The sequence below is a fragment of the Desulfatibacillum alkenivorans DSM 16219 genome, assembly GCF_900142135.1.
Taxonomy (GTDB): Bacteria; Desulfobacterota; Desulfobacteria; order Desulfobacterales; family Desulfatibacillaceae; genus Desulfatibacillum; species Desulfatibacillum alkenivorans.
This window is the reverse complement of the sequence record NZ_FQZU01000001.1, coordinates 439,465-457,485: the sequence shown is the minus strand read 5'-3', so window position 1 is coordinate 457,485 and position 18,021 is coordinate 439,465. Positions and strand designations below refer to the sequence as shown.

The window sequence follows — 18,021 nt, the reverse complement described above, 5'->3', positions numbered from 1 at the left end:
TGGGGGAAAGGTTTTTTTTTAGAAAGGACATTTTTTAATGAAACGAATTTTTGCCATTTTATTCACCCTTGTATTTTTGGCCGGCATCGCCCAGGCCGGTTGGTTTGACGACAAACTGAAGGGCGCCCTGCAAAAAGCCGGGGAGCGGGGCATTGAAGAGGCTGTTGACGGAGCCTATGAGGGCGGAAAAAACGCCGGCAAAGAGGCTATGGAAGAAGCGCAGGAAGAGGAGGATGAGGCTGAGGAACTGCCGGCCGCATACCAGCAGCAGGCCGCCCAGAGCTATCAACCCCAGGGCCGGACCGCAGCGATTGAACCCTCTCCGGCGCAAGGCGTGATCGAGGAAATCGACCGGAACTCCATCAACATGAAAGAGGGAAACTGGAAGACCACCATGATCATGCAGGCCAACGGCTTTACCATGCCGCCCCAGAATTACACCACCTGCCTGACCCGGGAGAACATCGTACCCCAGGAAAAACCGGACGACGGCGAATGCAAAATCACCGGTTTGAAGGCCAAAGGCGACACCGTATACTGGACCATGGAATGCATTGACCAGGAATCCGCCACATACTCGCGGGGCGAAATCACTTACCACGGCAAAACGTTTGAAGGAACCGTGGTGATTACCGTAAAGCCCAAAGAGGGGGGCATGATGACGATGAATAATAGCATGAAGGGCCAATACCTGGGTCCCTGCCCGGAATAGGAGACATCATGGATGATCTGCAGTTTTACGTTGTGGAAAAAAAGCCGCCCATCGCCTGGGTGTACCTGAACAGGCCCGAAAAGAAAAACGCCATGAATCCGCCTGCGTGGAGCGAGGCGCCCATTATTTTCGAAGACCTGGACCAGGATCCGGAAATCCGGGTGATCATCGTGGCCGGCAAGGGCGACTGCTTTTGCGCAGGCATTGACCTCATGGCCATGACCAACGAGCTTCCGGAACTCTTGGATCCCAATCAGAAAGGCGGAACCAAATGGAGCCTGGTGCATAAAATCTACAAGCTCCAGGAAAGCATCACCTGCATTGAAAAATGCCGCAAACCGGTCATCGCGGCTGTGCACGGAAACTGCATCGGCGCCGGCCTGGACATGATCACGGCCTGCGACGTCCGCATCTGCTCCCAGGACGCCAAATTCTCCCTGAAGGAAGCCGCCGTGGCCATCGTGGCGGACGTGGGCGTGCTCCAGCGCATCCCCCACATCGTGGGCCAGGGCCACGCCAGGGAGCTTGCCTATACCGCCCGGCTCATCGACGCCCAGCGCGCCAAGGATATCCTGCTGATCAACGACGTGTACGAAGATCAAGCGGCGCTTATGGAAGCGGCCGAAAAGCTGGCCGTGGAAATGGCCGACAACGCGCCCCTGGCGGTCATGGCCTGCAAGAACGTATTGAACTACGGCATTGGAAAGACCGTGGAGGACGGCCTGAAATACGTGGGCCTCATCAGCACGGACATCATCCCGTCGGACGATCTGTACGAAGCCGTGGGCGCCTTCGCCGAAAAGCGCAAACCCAAATATACGGGGAAATAGCCTTTCCAGCTTTCTGCATGATTTACAAGGGGCCGTGGACTATTCCGCGGCCCTTTTTTTGCCTGACAGTTTGTTGCACGGGTGGTCTCCCGGCATTTAGCGGGGCTCCAAAAAATAAGCAGGGCAAGCCCTGAGGCTACATTGCCTTGTGAAACAGCATGGGTTGAATTTGGTTTGTAGGGGCAGGGTTTCCCAGTTCTTTTTGTGGGGCGGCCCGGTCAGAGCAGTATCCTGACCGGGTGCGACAGCACAGTAGGTACGACCTTTTGCGGCCATAGAATCCTTGCATCTCAAGCGAACGGACGATCCACCCAAAACCAAACAAAAACAGGGACTCAACCAGCGCCATGCGCCCGCCGGCCATCCTCAATTTGAAAATTCTTCGTGGGTCGCGCCTTTTGGCCTCCGGCCCCAGGCATTGCATGCCTGGGCCACCCTGCCTGGATGAATTCGCGCCCTACTCCCGGATTTCCTACTGACCCGTATGGGCCGCCCAAAAATACGCAGGGCAAGCCCTGATGCCGCACTGCCTTTTGATACGCCATGGGTTGAATGTTTGATTTGTGGGGCGAAGGGTTTCCATGCCTGCCAACGGCGCCCGGGCTTTCAGGACCGGTCCGAGGGTCCCGCCCGTCCACTGTTTTTGACCACATGAAGCTACCGGAGAACCTTCAGGATTTCCCGGGCCACAAGCCTTGCTCCAAAAAGGGATAAATGGTTGTCGTCCCGATAAAAAATATGGCCGTTGCTTTGGACGGCGCATCGTCCTTTAACGAACGTGTCGCAAAAGATGTGCTCGGGATACACTCGGTGCAAATTGGGATGTTGACCCAAGGAATCAAGCATTTCACAGGCCCCTTTATTGCGTTCAAGAAAGGCCTGGTAGTCGGTGGAGCCCACGCTATTATCCAGGCCGGACGCTTCCGCGCCGTGGATAAACGCCCATTTGTTGATATACGCCGGCGCGTTCCACCCGACCTCCGGAATGGGATAGACGATCACCACCTTTTTGCCAGCGTCCAAGAGCTTCTGTATCGATTCCCGGTAGGCTGCTTCAAGATTGCTTTTTCGGTCTTCCTCCCGGCTGACAATTTTCCGAGTGTCCGATATAACGTCCAAGCCGCCCGGCTCTCCGTATTCCACGCCGCCCTCTCCATTATTAAACCTTTCCTTTTCAAGGTATAGGGTCCACCGGGCGGCCAACACCACGTATTTGATTTGATCGTTTTCAAGGATGTAATTGTACAAATCCTGGTTGTGCTCATAACACCTGTGGTCGTCTCCCTTATCCGGCCTGTAGACGTTTTCAATGGGAGGGCACGCCGTATACGAGATGTACATGAAGCCGTAATCGGAGTTTTCCAGGGTCTGCATCAGGCCTTCCGCAATGGCCCCCGCGTGGGAATCCCCAATCAGATACATGATATTATCGTCATTTTTGCCGGGGACGACATTTTTAAACGAGTGCCGGACGTCATCGGGCTGCCCCGGCCCCATGATATGCCATTTATCAACCAGGGGGCCTTTATTCACCGCACTGGATAAAGCGCTTATGAGCCCATCAGGCATTCTTGTGGGCCAGCCGTAGCCAAAATACCCCAAAAATCCGGCAGTGATTAAAAAAACGGATCCTATGCCGGCGAAAGTGAAGATCGTTTTTCTTTGGACCTTTGCTTTGTTCCTGAATGGAGTCTCTATAAATCTCCAGCTTAAATAAGCAAGAACCAGGGACGCAGCAGCCAAACCCAGGAATACATTCCGGCTGGGCTCGGTCAATAGTCTGTGACGGGCGAAAACAAAAAGCGGATAATGCCATAAATAGGCGCTGTAGCTGATTAAACCAAGCCCAACCAGAGGTTTGGCGCCCAAAAGTCGCCCCACCGCATTGCCCGGGGTTGCAAAAGCGATGACCAGGGCCGCGCCCACTGTGGGCGCCAGGGCGTATAGCCCGGGAAAAGGCGTTGTTTTGTCATAGGCGAAAACCGCGTATACGATTAAAATCAAGCCCACGAACGCCAACGGCCCGCCTAATTTCTTTGCGGACTCTGCAAAGGATTTTTGATCCTTTTTAAACACAAAATAATAGGCCAGCAATGCGCCGATGGCCAGCTCCCAGCCGCGGGTGGGCAGCAAGTAAAAAGCGGCGGACGGATTATGATGCGCCATCCACTGGGCCAAAAGCAAGCTGCCTAGGCCGGCGGCAAGCAAGGCTCCGAATAGAATCTTCCTGGCAAACTTCCATAATAAAAATAGGAAGACCGGAAAAAAGAGGTAAAACTGCTCCTCCACCGCCAGGCTCCAGGTATGGAGCAGGGGCTTTAATTCCGCGGCTGTGTCGAAATATCCGCTTTGGGAGTAAAACAGGAAATTGGAGCAAAATGAGGCGACGGCCATCACGCTTTGGGAGAACTCCTGCAAATAATGCGGAGACAGCCACATCCAGGCAAAGGGGAAGCAAGCCGCGGTTATAAAAAACAAGGCGGGCAAAATCCGGCGCGCTCTTCGATCATAAAAGGCGACGATGGAAAAATTGTCCTTGGTCAGGTCGTTAAGAATTATCGTAGTGATCAGATATCCGCTGATGACGAAAAAGATATCAACGCCGACGTATCCGCCTTGAAACAGATTGAGCCCTGCATGAAACAGGATAACCGGTATGACGGCGACGGCCCTCATTCCATCAATTTCTCTACGATACTCCATAAAACCTCGGATGCAATGGACGCATTAACTCCGGACGAGCGGCAAGATGTTTTGAGGGTTGCAAAGGGCCGTAAAAAGCCGCACTGCAGGCATAGGAGTATCACAGATCAAAGGATAAATCCATCCGCCTGAAACCAAGGATGTTAACCTTTATTTATGATAAAAAAAAGCCCGCCAAAACCGGTTGTTCCGGTCCTGGCGGGCTCAGGTTATTCTTCGCACTCCCGGAGCTTCAAGCGGGAGAGCTTTTTGTTGCCCAAAAATCCTATTTGGAAAGGTCCACGCTCTCTCCCGTTACCAGGTCAATAAAAACTGCGCCGTCGGAGGGATTGAGGTCCGTCCACAGAGTTCCCATCATCTGGCCCAGGGTCGCGGTGTTTTCATCGGCCAGGTAGGCGTTGATTTTCGCCAGGACTTCCGCCGTGGGGGTTTCGTCGCCGGCGTAGTGCGCGGCGTAGGCGGCGGCTACGTCCGGGGCCAAAGCCTGGGCCGTGGCAGCATCCACGCCGAACAGGGACTGCAGCAGGACGGTCGCCACCACTTCCAGGCCGTCTTCCAGGTATTCGGCTGCGTAATCCTGAAAGTATTCGCCGTCCAGGTCGTAGTCGATCCACTCAATGAGATGGGTGGCGATTTCCATGGTCTGTTCGGAGCCGTCCAGGGAGACCGTGCGCCAGGGGCAGGGGCTTGTCACCGTGGAGCCGGTTTCCACGTCATACACAAAGCTGGCTTCCGTGGCGAACTTGGTGATGTCGTTGGCGTGGTAGTGGCCGGTAAAGACGACGTGCATGCCGGCGTCGGCCAGGGTCTCAGCGACGTTTTCGTAGTCGTCGATCACGTAGTCCGCGCCGATGGCGTCCACGGATTGGCCGGTGTAGTGCTCCACCAGGTTGTGATGCTGGAAGCCGATGACCGTGAAGCCCGCGTCCATGGCTTCCCCGGTTTGGGCTTTAATCCAGGCCAGGGTTTCAGCGGAAAAAGCGCCGCTGGTTTCCGCGTGTTCGGCATTGTCTTCGGCGCTGTACTTGCAGGAGTCCATGCCAATGATGCGCAGCCAGTCATTGGGCTGAACCACATAAGACAGGGAGTTGGGGTCGCGTGCGATGGCTTCGCTGTACCCAAAGTCTGCGTAAATGGTTGCAAAGTCTTCGGCGCTGATGTTGTCCACGGCCACTTCGTTGTCGCCCTCGTAGCCGTACGCCTGGGGATTGTTCACGTCGTGATTGCCGGGAACCACGTACACCTGGGCGCCGGCGGCCTCGATCTTGGCGATGCCCTCGGCGAATTCCTGATGGCTGGCCAAGGCGCCGTCTTTGGTCAAGTCGCCGCACACCAGCACAAAGTCAGGGTTTTCCGCACGGATCATCCGGACGGTGGAATCCATGATTGCCTCGCTCTCCGCGATGAGCTTGCGGTCCTGAAGCAGATAGGCTTCAAAGGCGGCGCCTTCGGTTCCCAGGGAAGAGTCGTAATAATGGGGGTCGGTAAAAACCGCGAATTCCGCTTTACGGGAGGCGCTGTCCACGGAATACAGGGTGGTGGTTCCGGACATCTCGTTGGCGCAGGCCAGCATGGGCTTGCCGTTGGGGCTGTCGGAAGCCGGGATGAAAATCAGGCCTTCGGGCGCCATGTCCAGGGCCGGGCCCGTGGTTTCGTCGTCCTCGTCCCAGGTCATGTTCCGGTTGTTGATGTAGTGGCAGTAAACCGGATTTTCGGGAATGGTGATGTCAAAGGTCATGATGCCGCCCATGCGTTCCAGACCCACAAAGGCGTAAACGCGGCCGTCGATCTCGCCGATGGCGAGGGCTTCCGGTTCGGGGCCCTTGTTGTCGGAGCGGTTGTCGAACTTGATTTCGTCGTCCGTGGTGTTGAAGGCTTCCGGGAACATGGCTGCTACGACCTGCTCCATCTTATCGCCCGAGTCGAAAACCAGCTCCAGGCCGCTGGCGCCGACTTTCCATACGGAAAAGGAACGGGCGCCGAAAGAATAGAGTTCATCGTAGTCGCCGTCGTTGTCCGCGTCGCCCATGGTATTGGTGACGCTGAGTTTGCCCAGGTTTTCCTTTTCCTGCAAGGTGGATGCGTTGGGGAAGGCGGTTTCATCCAGATCCAGATCCTCGATGGATTCTTCTTCCTCAAAGGCGTCGTATTCCCTGGCGTCGCCTTCGTTGGCCGTAACCAGAAAGATTTCTCCGCCCAGATTATACGCAGCGATGGAGTCGGGCATGTACATGCCCAGGACAGGCCAGGTTGCAATATTGATGGCGTCGTCCTTGTTGCTGGCGTCCAGGCCGTTTCCTTCCAGGCTGTGATCCTTGTATCCCAGGGGAAAAATACCGGTGACCGTTGCGGTAGCCAGGTCGATTTCCGCAATGGCGTTGTTTTCCTGCAAAGTGACGTAAGCCGTGGTGGAATCGGCGTTGACGGCGATGTACTCGGGCTCCAGGTCCTGAGCCACGGCGGCGTTGGGGCCGAAGATGCGAACGCCGGAAGCTATGAGGGCTTCCTTGTCGCCGTTGAAGCCGGCGAATCCGGCAGTGGATACGCTGGCGGAGGCGGCCCCGCCGGAAATGTCGATGATTGAGACGGAGCCTTCAGGGTCCGTGGTGTAGTCGCCGTTAGGCTCGCCTTCGTTGGCGACCAGGACCTTGGCGCCGTCCGGGGTAAACGTGACCATGTCGGGCAAGGCGCCCACCGTCACATGATTGATGTAAGTTCCGTCGGTCTGGTAAAAGGCGACCACGCCGGGATTCTGCTTGGGGTCGGACTCGATGGCGATGGCCACCACGCCGTTTTTCACCGCGCAGGAGTTGACCCCGGCGCCCATGCCGGAAACGTCGATGCTGTCAACGTAAGCCGGGGCCGTGGGATCAGACACGTCAATAATATCCACCTTCACGTAATCGTCTTTGCGGTCCGGCATTTCGCCGGCGTTGGTGACGTAAACCTGCTGGGTCGCGGGATCGTAAGCAACGATTTCAGCATAGGCTTCCGAGATATCCGCATTCGGATCGGGATCGTAAGTTCCCAAAACCGCCAGTTGCACGGCTACTGGAGAAGAGGTCGCCAAGCGGGCTTTGGCGCCGGAGGTATCGGCTTCCGCGCCCAGGTTGGCCACGGCGGCGGCGCCCATGCCTTCTCCGATGGCGCCGTCCGCATCCTCATTGGCGAGTTTGGCGGCGGCGGCCTGCAGAGCCGCTTCCAGGGCGGCGGGGTCGTCCAATGCGTTCAGGCGGCTCACAAAGCGCTGTCCGAACTCGCTCAGCATGCCCATATAGGAATCGTCGAAATTCAGGGCGCTCAGAAGGTCCTGGTCCAAGCCGTCGGCGGCGCCGTCCACGGTTCCGTCCATGATATCCAGGGCGAAAGTAAGCAAAACTTCGTCAATGTCCGCGTCCGTACCGGCGGCCGCGTTTTCAACCACATAAAGCAGGAAGTCAATAGCCGTACGATGGGCCGTCATCTCATCGAGAATGTCCTGATCAATCTTCTGATTTGTCTGCACCGTGGGGGGCGTGGCAATGGATTCAAATTCCAGGCCCAGGCCGAACAGGCTTTCCACAATACTGGTCGCGGCGTTCACATCGGTGTTTGTGACGGCCAGGGGATCGCCGCCTGCCCTTGCAAGGGCGACAAAATAAATAAGCGTGGTGAGGGGCGTGGGATGGCCGGAGGCGGCTTCACCCCTGAACTGGCTGACCAGGGCGTAATACTCCCCCTCAAAGAGGGTGCAAGGGTTCGTCGAATTGTCGCACCCGCCGTCGTAGAGGCGGATGCGCAAAGGCCCCTTGATGTCCTCCGGCAGGGTTATGCGGTAGGCGCCTGCGGCGTCCGTCAGGGAGGAGGCTGTCCATTCATTGCCTCTGGAATCGGTGATGGTTATCTTGGCGCCCTCAATGGGGCCGTCCACGGCATTTCCCTTTAACAGCCATTCTTTCTGCTCCGGGGTCAATGAATCGTCGTCGCTGCACCCGACGGAAAAACATAGGGCCAGCGCCAACAAAACCGCCAGAAGCCGGAATAGTCTCTTATCCATGTACACGCTCCTCTATCGATTGAATAATGGAATTGGGTTGATTTAACAGGGGCGGATGCCCTTGAAGCATGAGGGTGTACTTAGCTCCCCAGGGTTATAAAACTGTTAAGCACGGATTAGTCTTTGATTGGCGGAATGTGAGAAACCTGTATAGGAGGCTGCGACCAGCCAAAGAGGGCCAAGGCGAAACAAATGCTCCGCAAAGGCTCGCTCCACACCAAGGAAAGCGCGGAGCAATCCAGCCTGGGAATTAAAAAGCACAGCTATACTAAAGTTTTACTTAATAGAGGTCCCGATTATCCGGCGCTCGAAAACCCACCGCTCCATTTTCCATGCAGGGACAAAACGTTTATCAACGGGGTTTTTATCAAAAAGAACCCCTTGGGCCGCCCTCTTTAATCTTGGATAAGGTCTTAAGTTTTACTTTGCCGCTTCGATTTTAATAATACTTACGGAATAGATATTATTAGAAAATATATTTTGAATTGAAATAATCTTCAATTTAAAGTATTATTATTGAAATAATCAGAACGCCAAGTGTCGGATGCATTGCGGGCGGGATCGCCAAACCCAAACATGCCCTGGCTGCGCGCGGCGCGGCCATGCCCGGCGAAAATCTAAAAGCAACACAGGCAAAAGGAACCGGCATGGAAAAAATCGTCATTGAAAATCTGTACAAAGTATTTGGCAGCCCGGCGCAAAAAGCCATGGCCCTGCTGGAGCAGGGGATGGAAAAAGACGCCATCTTCGAGAAAACCGGGCTGACCGTCGGCGTGAACAACGCCTCGTTCTCCGTGAACGCGGGGGAAATCTTCGTGGTCATGGGGCTTTCCGGGTCCGGAAAGTCAACTTTGGTTCGTATGCTCAATCGTTTGATTGAGCCCACTGCAGGGAATGTTTTGGTGGACGGCGAAAACGTGACCAAAATGAACCAGGACGAATTAGTGGATTTCCGGCTTCACAACATGAGCATGGTTTTCCAGTCTTTCGCCCTAATGCCTCATCTTACCGTGCTGCAAAATGCAGCTTTTGGCCTGCAATTGGCCAAAGTGGACAAGGCAAAGCGCGAGGAACGGGCGGCCGAGGCTTTGGCTCAGGTGGGTCTGGCCGGCTGGGAGGATTCCTACCCCAAACAGCTTTCCGGCGGCATGCAGCAGCGCGTGGGGCTGGCCCGCGGTCTGGCCGTGGATCCCGACATTCTGCTCATGGACGAGGCCTTTTCCGCATTGGATCCTCTGATCCGTACGGAAATGCAGGATGAATTGCTTAAACTGCAGGAAGACGCCCAGCGCACCATTGTGTTCATTTCCCACGACCTGGACGAGGCCCTGCGCATCGGGGACCGCATCGCCATCATGGAAGGGGGCCGGGTAGTCCAGGTGGGCTCGCCCGAAGAGATTCTCCAGAATCCGGCGGACGATTACGTCCGTGCGTTCTTCCGCGGCGTGGATCCCACAAACGTCATCAGCGCCGGCGATATTGTCCGCGACACCCAGCCCACGCTGATCATAAGCAAGGCCGGCAGCCTGCGGGCGGCCCATGAGTTATTGAGCGGCAGCGAGCGGGATTTTTTGTACGTCCTGGGGCCGAAAAAGCAGTTTTTGGGGCTGGTTTCCACGGACTCCATCAAAGAGGCCATGGAAAAGAGAACCGGAGACTCCCCTCTGAATCAGGCATTCATCCAAGATGCTGAGCCGGTGAAAATGGACGATTCCATGCAGGACATCCTGCCTCTGGTGGCCAGCCACACCTGGCCCGTACCCGTAGTGGATGAGGGCAATAGGTATAAGGGCGTGGTTTCCAAAAACCGGTTCCTGGGCGCCCTGCATAGGGCCGAGAACGCTATCGAGGCGGAATAAACCTTCCGGGGCGTGCTGCGCCCCTGATAGACGTATTGGAGAGAAGCAATGTTTGAAGACAAAATAATACCCCTGGACACCTGGGTTTCCCAAGCAGTGGAATGGCTGGTGGACAATTACCGGCCCTTTTTCCAGGCCATCAAGTGGCCCGTGGAAACCACCTTGTCGGGATTTGACAATGGCCTGAACGCGATCCATCCGATTATCGTCATTATCGCCATTGGTTTGGCGGCCTGGAAATTTTCCGGAATCAAGTTGTCCATATTCTCGGTGGTCACCATGGCCTTTGTGGGCATGCTGGGCCTCTGGACGGACGCCATGACCACCCTGGCCATGGTGCTTTCAGCCGTTATTTTCTGCACTCTTGTGGGGGCGCCCCTGGGCATCCTTGCGGGACGATCGGATAAATTCGAATCCTGGATGCGGCCCTTTTTGGACGCCATGCAGACCACTCCGGCTTTTGTGTACCTGGTGCCCATTGTCATGCTCTTTTCCGTGGGCAACGTGGCGGGCGTTTTGTCAACCATCGTGTTCGCCATGCCCCCCATCATCCGCCTGACCAGCCTGGGCATTAGGGGAGTGCACCCCGAACTGGTGGAAGCGGCCCAGGCCTTTGGCGCCACCAACTGGCAGGTGCTTGTACGCGTACAGATTCCCCTTGCCATGCCCACCATCCTGGCCGGGCTCAACCAAACCATCATGATGGCTCTTTCCATGGTCGTCATTGCAGCGCTCATCGGCGCGGGCGGCCTGGGCTCCCCCGTCATCCTGGGCCTGAATACGCTGGATATCGGACAGGCTGTGATCGGCGGCCTGGGCATTGTTCTCATGGCTATTATTCTGGACCGCATCACCCAATCCATGGCTCAGAAAAAAGACTGATAAACAGGCAAAACCAACAACTTTATTTTGCAGAGGAGGAATTATGAATTTACGTTTAGTCAAAGCATTGGTTATCGCCGCTGTAGCGGCCTGCTTCATCGCTCCGGCGCCGGGCATGGCCTACCAGGAGAAGCCCGGCAAGGGCGTCACCGTCAAACCCGCCCGCGCCACCTGGAACACGGGCTTTTTCCAGGAAGTCCTGGTCCGCAAGGGCCTGGAAGAGCTTGGCTACAAAGCCAAGAAGCCTAAAGACCTGGCCAACCCCATTTTCTATAAATCCGTAACCCTGGGCGACCTGGACTACTGGTGCAACGGCTGGTTCCCCATGCACAACAGCCAGGTCCCCAAGGACTTTGATGAAAAAGCCCAGACCATCGGTTACGTGGCCAAAGCCGGCGGGCTCCAGGGATACCTGGTTTCCAAAAGAGACGTGGAAAAATTCAACATCAAAAGCCTGGACGATTTCAAACGCCCGGAAGTGATCAAGGCTTTTGACACCAACAAAGACGGCAAAGCCGACCTCACCGCCTGTCCTCCCGGCTGGGGCTGCGAAAAAGCCATCGCCTTTCATATGGAAACATACGGCCTGAAAGACTACATCAACCCGGTCAAGGCCTCTTATGAAGCCGGCATCGCTTCCGCCCTGGCGGCCTATAAATCCGGCAAGCCCGTTTTCTTTTACACCTGGGCCCCCAACTGGACCATCTTCAAGATGAAACCCGGCAAGGACGTCATGTGGATCAACGTACCTGAAATCATCCCCATGGAAACGCAGAAACCCGCCGTGGACCGCATGACCGTGTCTGGCGTAGAAGGCGCTGTTACCGACCCCGTAAAGCTGGGATTTGTGGTTTGCGACATCCAGATTGTGGCCAATAAAAAATTCCTGGCGGAAAACCCGGCGGCCAAGCGCTTTTTTGAGGTTTTCACCCTGCCCTTGATTGACATCAACGAGCAGAACACCAGGATGAACGAAGGCGAAAAATCCGCCAAGGATATTGACAGGCACGCCAACGAATGGATCGCCAAGAACCAGGAGAAATGGAACGGCTGGATTGAAGAAGCCCGGAAAGCCGCCAAGTAGCGGTTATTTGCCGACGTGATCATTCCAGGCCCCGCCGCCTCCGATAACGGGCGCGGCGGGGCCTTTCAGCCCTTGAATCAGGCGGCCCGCTATTTTTTCAGCCGTGCGTATTTCAGTTGCCTTTCTTAACGCCTGGTGATAATTTCCGTGCTTGCAGTAGAATAATTGAAGGCGGTTATTATTATGAATCGACCGTTGAACGAACCGGTTGTCTTTGATAACAAAATAAAAGAAATTGTATGGCTTATCCGCCGCCTTATCCAGGCGGAGGAAATGTACACCAAAGAGCTCAGCCGCACCTATTTGGTCAGCGGCCCTCAGTTGGCATGCCTCATGGCCTTGTACGAAAAGGGCCCCCTCTCTTTGTCACGACTTGCTGCGGAAATCATGGTCAAGTCCAGCACGGTCACCGGCATCATCGACCGCCTGGAAAATAAAGGCCTGGTGATCCGTTCCCGGACCAACAAGGATCGCAGGGTGATTACCGTGGAACTCACGGATAAAGGCAGGGACATGGCCTCCCACGCCCCTCCCCCGCTCCAAAAGCAAATCATAGAAGGACTGGAAAACCTGCCCGAACAGGAAGTGGCGGAGATCGTCTCCAGCTTGTCCAAGCTCATCCATTTTATCGACGAGCCGCTCATGCCCGAAAACGGCTTGGCCCTGTCCCACGAGTCCATGGACGCCCGGCCTCCTGAAGAACGGTAACAGCCTAAAACAAGCAAGAAAAAAAGCCTTCGGCATATCGCTTTCCTGAAAGAAAGCTCTGCAAAGAACCTTTCCATGGCGCCGCGCGCAAAAAACGGGGAAGTTTATCCGGCGTGACAGCGCCGCAGAGCCTTTGCGCCAGGGCATGCCCGGGCGGATTTCACGGGTTTCAGGAAAATCAGAGCCGTTCCTCATGGAAAAACCTAACAGAAAAAAAACCTCTTGCCAAAACGATTAAAATGCGCCATAAGACACCCACCCTTTGGGGCGCATGTGAAGGCTCGCCTTACTCGCGCAAGGGAAAGTTCATGCAGGCAAGACATAGAAGTACGCCGCATACAATGCGGAGAGGTGACCGAGCTGGCCGAAGGTGCACGACTGGAAATCGTGTGTACGGCACAACCGTACCGTGGGTTCGAATCCCACCCTCTCCGCCATTTTTTTGCCCAAAAATCCTAATTGCCGTACAATCCCCTATTTTCACCGCCTGGCTTTCTGAAATTTAGCAATCCCGATTCAAGCCGCCATTCCCTTGCCTGGGTTGAAAAACCTGTTCCGGTGTCACGGGCGAAAAATGCCCTCCCGCCGCGAACGGATTAACGGCCCGACTTGGGACAATTTCCTTGGCGCCCTGCCATGCAATGTCAAAAAAAACTTTACAATGGAGTGAAATAGAGTGTAAAAAGAATACATTCGCTATTGACGCACCATGCCATCAATAACCGGAGTCTCTGCGCTGGCCTGCGCCGGGCCCCGTCCCCCCATCAGGATTTAAATCCCATGCCAAATACTCTAAAAGCGTCCTCGAAGACCCCGGAAAGCAGCCTCCATACGGCAAAAGGAAAAGCCGCGCCCGAAAGCTCCCGGGGGGAGCAGCTTCAGGAATTGGAAGAAGCTCTGAAGGCCCTGGCCAACGAAAACCAATTTTTCGAAACCCTCATTCGGGGCCTGCCGGGCATATTTTACTGCTTTAACGACAAGCTCCAGGTGCTTCGCTGGAACCGGAACGTGGAGACCGTCACCGGATACACCGAGGAGGAGGTGGGTTCCATCAGCCTGCTCACCTTATTCAAGGGCGGAGACAAGAATTTAATCCGAAACAGCATCAAGGACGTATTCGTGAACGGCGAGGGTTTGGCCGAATCCACCATAGTCACCAAAGACGGCAGAAAGATTCCCTACATGTTCACGGGCGTCAGCACCCGGATCAATGGAGCGTCCTATCTCATGGGCATGGGCCTGGACATCTCGGCCAGAAAAGCCGCGGAACAGAGCCTCCGGGAGTCGGAAGCGCTCTATCGCCTGCTGGGAGAGCGCATTACCGAAGGAGTCGTGCTTGCCCACAAAAACAGGTTTCTGTTCGCCAACGAAGCCGCGGCTTCCATGTTTGGCTACACCCGGGAGGAGTTCCTCGCCAAAACCCCGGAATTTATGGCGGCTGAGCCGTTTCGCCCCTATTTTCTGGAATTGTACCAGGCCCTGGAGTCCGGCGCTGCGGAGGAACGCACATTCCAGGCCCGTTGCCTGCACAAGTTGGGCAATGAACTCTGGGTGGAAGGCAAGGCCAATTTTATCACCTGGAAAGGAAAACCCAGCCTGCTGCTCACCGCCCGCGACGTCACGGAAACAAAACTCAGGGAGCTTTCCATGCAGGAGGAAGCGGAAAACCTGCGCCGGGAAAACGTCAACCTTCGTTCCTCCATGCGGGACCGCTACCGGTTTGGCAATATTATCGGCAAAAGCACGGCCATGCAGGAAGTCTACGAGCTTATCCTCAATGCGGCGGCCGGCAGCGCCAATGTCATTATTTACGGCGAATCAGGAACCGGCAAGGAACTGGTCGCCCGAGCCATCCATAAAATGAGCAAAAGAGCTGACCAGCCCTTCGTGCCCGTAAACTGCGCGGCCATCCCGGCCAACCTCCTGGAAAGCGAGTTTTTCGGAAGCCGCAAAGGGGCCTTCACCGGCACCCATTCCAACAAGGAAGGCTTCCTGGACCAAGCCAACGGCGGAACCCTGTTTTTGGACGAAGTGGGCGAACTGGACATCATGCTGCAGGTCAAGCTCCTCCGGGCCATCGAAGGAGGAGGCTACACGCCCGTAGGCGGCAATGCCGTCAAATTCTCCGACTTCCGCATTATCGCCGCCACCAACCGCAACCTCCTGGAACAAGCCCGGGCCGGCAAGATGCGCGAGGACTTTTTCTTCAGAATTCACATCATCCCCATCAACTTGCCGCCCCTGCGCCAACGCCGGGACGACATCCCCCTGCTGGCGGAGCACTTCATGAAAGTCTATTCCGGAGGCCAGGGCCAGGCTGTCCTGCCAGGCAAGGTTCTGAACGATCTGGTCGCCTATGACTGGCCGGGCAACGTGCGGGAACTCCAAAACGTGATTCAGCGCTATCTCACGGTAAATCGCCTGGACTTCATCTCTCCCGAACCCTTGCAGGCCAAGGCGCCCCTGTCCGAAGCCGTGGAAAACGGGGCTGACCTCAGAGGCGCTACTGAAAACGTGGAAAAGGCCCTGATCAAAAAAGCCCTGGACCAGAACCGGGGGCACAAGTCCAGAACCGCCGAGTCTTTAGGCATTTCCCGCAAGACCCTGTTTCGTAAGATGAAGCGCCTGGGTCTATCCTGACCCAGACGGGTCACTTGTGACCCAACCCGCGAACCCAAAATCAACTCCTGCATTATTTCAGAATGTTACACCTAAGCCGCCTCTCCAAAAGCCGCGTATCTGCCCTTGATTTTGGGCGGCTGTGTCCCACTGGGCGCGCTTGGGGCGCCTCCCCCGAAGACCGTATTTAATAAAATATAACATCATTTCAAATAGTTAAATTAAAATTCCGCGTTCTGGCGCCCTTCTTGCCATTACACTGCACACCAGCCTGCCACTATCTACTTGGAGGGAATTCATGAACAACAAAAAGATTCGCGTACTCATAGCCAAACCAGGTTTGGACGGCCACGAACGAGGCGCGAGAATTATCGCCTACGGCCTGCGGGACGCAGGCTTTGAGGTCATTTACACGGGTTTGCGCCAGAGCCCGGAGCAAATCGTGAGCGCAGCCCTGCAGGAGGACGTGGACGTGATCGGCCTGTCCATTTTATCCGGCGCCCATTTGAGCCTGACTCAAAAGGTCGTGGATCAGTTGAAAAGCAAAAAGGCCGAGGACATCCTGCTGATTGTGGGCGGCGTGATTCCCGAGCAGGATGTGGCCTCGCTCAAGGAAATGGGCGTGGCGGGCGTGTTTACCGCAGGGTCCGCCGTCTCTCAGGTGGCCGGATTCATATCGGAGTCTGTCGCCTGCTGATTTTTGACTGTTACACCATCCCAGCCGGATTCACGGCATCAAACATGGCCTAAATATGTTCGGCCGTACGCTGCAAAGAGGGGGTTCATGAAGGACGATCAAAACAAATGCGACTGCCGGGAGAAAAGGGAGCAGATAGCCAGGGAGGAAAAATCCTGGCGGGAAAATTTAGTGAACAAGCGCGTCAGCCGCTATAATCTGGAAAAGTCTCCCACCTGCTTTTACACGCCCAATGCTATAAAGGATTTTGATTTTCTCGAGAAGGTCGGTTTTCCCGGCCAATATCCCTTTACCGCGGGAAACGCTCCTTTTGATTTCGCCAAAGCCAATGAAAAACTGGCGGCCCAGGCCAATTACAGGCCGGACTGGGGCGGCTCCAGGGGCGTGGGCAAGTACGGCGGATTCGGCGCCGCCGCCGACTACCGCGATTATCTGAAACGCATGCATTCCATGGGGCGTTTCGGCGGCCCCAACATGGCCTTTGATCTGGTAACCCAGTGCGGTTACGACTCGGACTCTCCCATGGCGGAAGGCGAAGTGGGGCGGGTGGGGGTGGCCGTGGACAGTTTTCGCGATTTTTGCGTCATCTACGAGCCCTACACCGGAGACCTTGAGATCGACAAGGTTCCCTCCAACTTCACCATAAACGCTCCCTGCGCAATCATCATCGCCATGTACGCAGAGCTTGCACGGTCCAGGGGCGTCGACCCCGCCGCACTTAGGGGAACCCCCCAAAACGACATCTTAAAGGAGTTCATCGCCCGGGGGACCTATATCTATCCGGCCGGACCTTCGTTGCGCCTTTTTCGCGACACCCTGCAGTTCATGCGCAAGCATATGCCCTTGCTGAACGTCAACAGCATCGGCGGCTACCACATCCGGGAAGCCGGGGCCACCCGCACCCAGGACCTGGCCTTTTCCCTGGCCAACGCGGCCGCCTACATCCAGGAAGGAATCAAAGCGGGCCTGGATCCCAACGATTTTCTGACCAAATTCACGTTCAACGCCTTTGGCGGGTCCATGGAAATCTACAAGGAAATCGCTTTTCACAGGGCTTCCCGCCGGATGTACGCCCGCATGCTGAAAGAAGACTTTGGAGTGACAAACCCCAAGGCCATGACCATCCGCCAGCCGATCACCGCCCATATCGGATGTTCTTCCACCACGCTGCAAAGAACCCTAAACAACTGGCCAAGGGCCGTGGTGGGAGGGGTTGCGGCTGGCATGACCGGCAGCCTGCCGGGGGTTTTTCCCCCGTGGGACGAGCCCCTTGGGCTGGGCCACAGCCAGGAGGCGGTGCAGATGCAGTTGGACGCCACGCGGATTCTCATGCATGAAACCGGCCTGACCGACGTGTGCGATCCCTGGGCGGGGTCCTATTTCATGGAGTCCCTTACGGACGAACTGGAAGCCGAAGCCCTGGCGGAAATGGATAAAATCAGGGGCATGGGCGGCGCGGTGGCGGCCATTGAAAGCGGATACATGCCCAAGGCCGTGGCTAAAAGCGCCTACGAAAAGCAAAAACGCATTGAAAGCCAGGAGGATCTGGTGGTGGGCGTTAATTGCTACACCAGCGACCTGGAGCTCGAAGTCACCATAAACCGGGAGGTGGAAGCCACCTACGACCCGGCCCTCATGGCCACCTGTGAAGAGCGGCAAAAGGCATCTCTACGGGAATTGAAAAGAACGCGCGACGGCAGGACGGCCGCAAGCCTTTTGTCCTCGCTCAGGACCCATGCCAAGGACGAAAACCGGAATCTGATGCCCGACATCTGCGACTGCGTGAAAAACGACTGTACGCTGCAGGAAATCTGCGACGCGTTGCGCGAGGTTTTTGGAGAGGCCCAGCCGGTCAAATTGTAATAATCCCGCGCCTCTTTTCAGCATTCGG

General features: G+C 55.9%; 11 protein-coding genes and 1 tRNA gene. 10 read left to right on the top strand and 2 right to left on the bottom strand.

Annotated features, from left to right (window positions below; translation table 11 throughout):
• Window positions 1-37 precede the first annotated feature (37 nt).
• A complete protein-coding gene (locus BUE18_RS01820; protein WP_073472250.1) occupies window positions 38-712 on the top strand; it encodes a DUF3617 domain-containing protein in 675 nt (224 codons plus the stop codon).
• A gap of 8 nt (window positions 713-720) precedes the next feature.
• Complete coding sequence (locus BUE18_RS01815) at window positions 721-1,542, top strand: crotonase/enoyl-CoA hydratase family protein (protein ID WP_073472248.1); 822 nt, start codon at window positions 721-723, stop codon at window positions 1,540-1,542.
• A gap of 657 nt (window positions 1,543-2,199) precedes the next feature.
• Here BUE18_RS01815 and BUE18_RS01805 read toward each other — a convergent pair.
• On the bottom strand, window positions 2,200-4,245 hold the full coding sequence (locus tag BUE18_RS01805; protein ID WP_073472245.1) for an acyltransferase family protein: 2,046 nt from the start codon (window positions 4,243-4,245) through the stop codon (window positions 2,200-2,202).
• A gap of 265 nt (window positions 4,246-4,510) precedes the next feature.
• Window positions 4,511-8,281 (bottom strand): choice-of-anchor I family protein, encoded by a 3,771-nt coding sequence (locus tag BUE18_RS01800; RefSeq protein ID WP_073472243.1) that lies wholly within the window; start codon window positions 8,279-8,281, stop codon window positions 4,511-4,513.
• A 647-nt stretch (window positions 8,282-8,928) separates the two neighbouring features.
• Here BUE18_RS01800 and proV point away from each other — a divergent pair.
• The 8 genes from proV (at window position 8,929) to BUE18_RS01755 (ending at window position 17,993) form a co-directional block, all read left to right on the top strand.
• A complete protein-coding gene (gene proV / locus BUE18_RS01790) occupies window positions 8,929-10,140 on the top strand; it encodes a glycine betaine/L-proline ABC transporter ATP-binding protein ProV (protein WP_073472349.1) in 1,212 nt (403 codons plus the stop codon).
• A gap of 48 nt (window positions 10,141-10,188) precedes the next feature.
• Window positions 10,189-11,022: an ABC transporter permease gene (locus tag BUE18_RS01785; protein WP_073472240.1), complete on the top strand. Its 834-nt coding sequence runs from the start codon at window positions 10,189-10,191 to the stop codon at window positions 11,020-11,022.
• Between the two features lie 43 nt (window positions 11,023-11,065).
• Window positions 11,066-12,106 carry a glycine betaine/L-proline ABC transporter substrate-binding protein ProX gene (proX, locus tag BUE18_RS01780; RefSeq protein ID WP_073472238.1) on the top strand — a complete coding sequence of 347 codons (1,041 nt, stop codon included), beginning with the start codon at window positions 11,066-11,068 and terminating at the stop codon, window positions 12,104-12,106.
• Between the two features lie 183 nt (window positions 12,107-12,289).
• On the top strand, window positions 12,290-12,814 hold the full coding sequence (locus BUE18_RS01775) for a MarR family winged helix-turn-helix transcriptional regulator (protein WP_073472237.1): 525 nt from the start codon (window positions 12,290-12,292) through the stop codon (window positions 12,812-12,814).
• A 345-nt stretch (window positions 12,815-13,159) separates the two neighbouring features.
• Window positions 13,160-13,251 (top strand) — tRNA-Ser (locus BUE18_RS01770).
• 343 nt (window positions 13,252-13,594) lie between these two features.
• Window positions 13,595-15,454, top strand: a complete 1,860-nt coding sequence (locus tag BUE18_RS01765) for a sigma-54-dependent Fis family transcriptional regulator (protein WP_073472235.1) — start codon at window positions 13,595-13,597, stop codon at window positions 15,452-15,454.
• 277 nt (window positions 15,455-15,731) lie between these two features.
• Window positions 15,732-16,130, top strand: a complete 399-nt coding sequence (locus tag BUE18_RS01760; protein ID WP_073472233.1) for a cobalamin B12-binding domain-containing protein — start codon at window positions 15,732-15,734, stop codon at window positions 16,128-16,130.
• Window positions 16,131-16,217: 87 nt separating this feature from the next.
• Window positions 16,218-17,993, top strand: a complete 1,776-nt coding sequence (locus BUE18_RS01755) for a methylmalonyl-CoA mutase family protein (RefSeq protein ID WP_073472231.1) — start codon at window positions 16,218-16,220, stop codon at window positions 17,991-17,993.
• The last annotated feature ends 28 nt before the right edge of the window (window positions 17,994-18,021 follow it).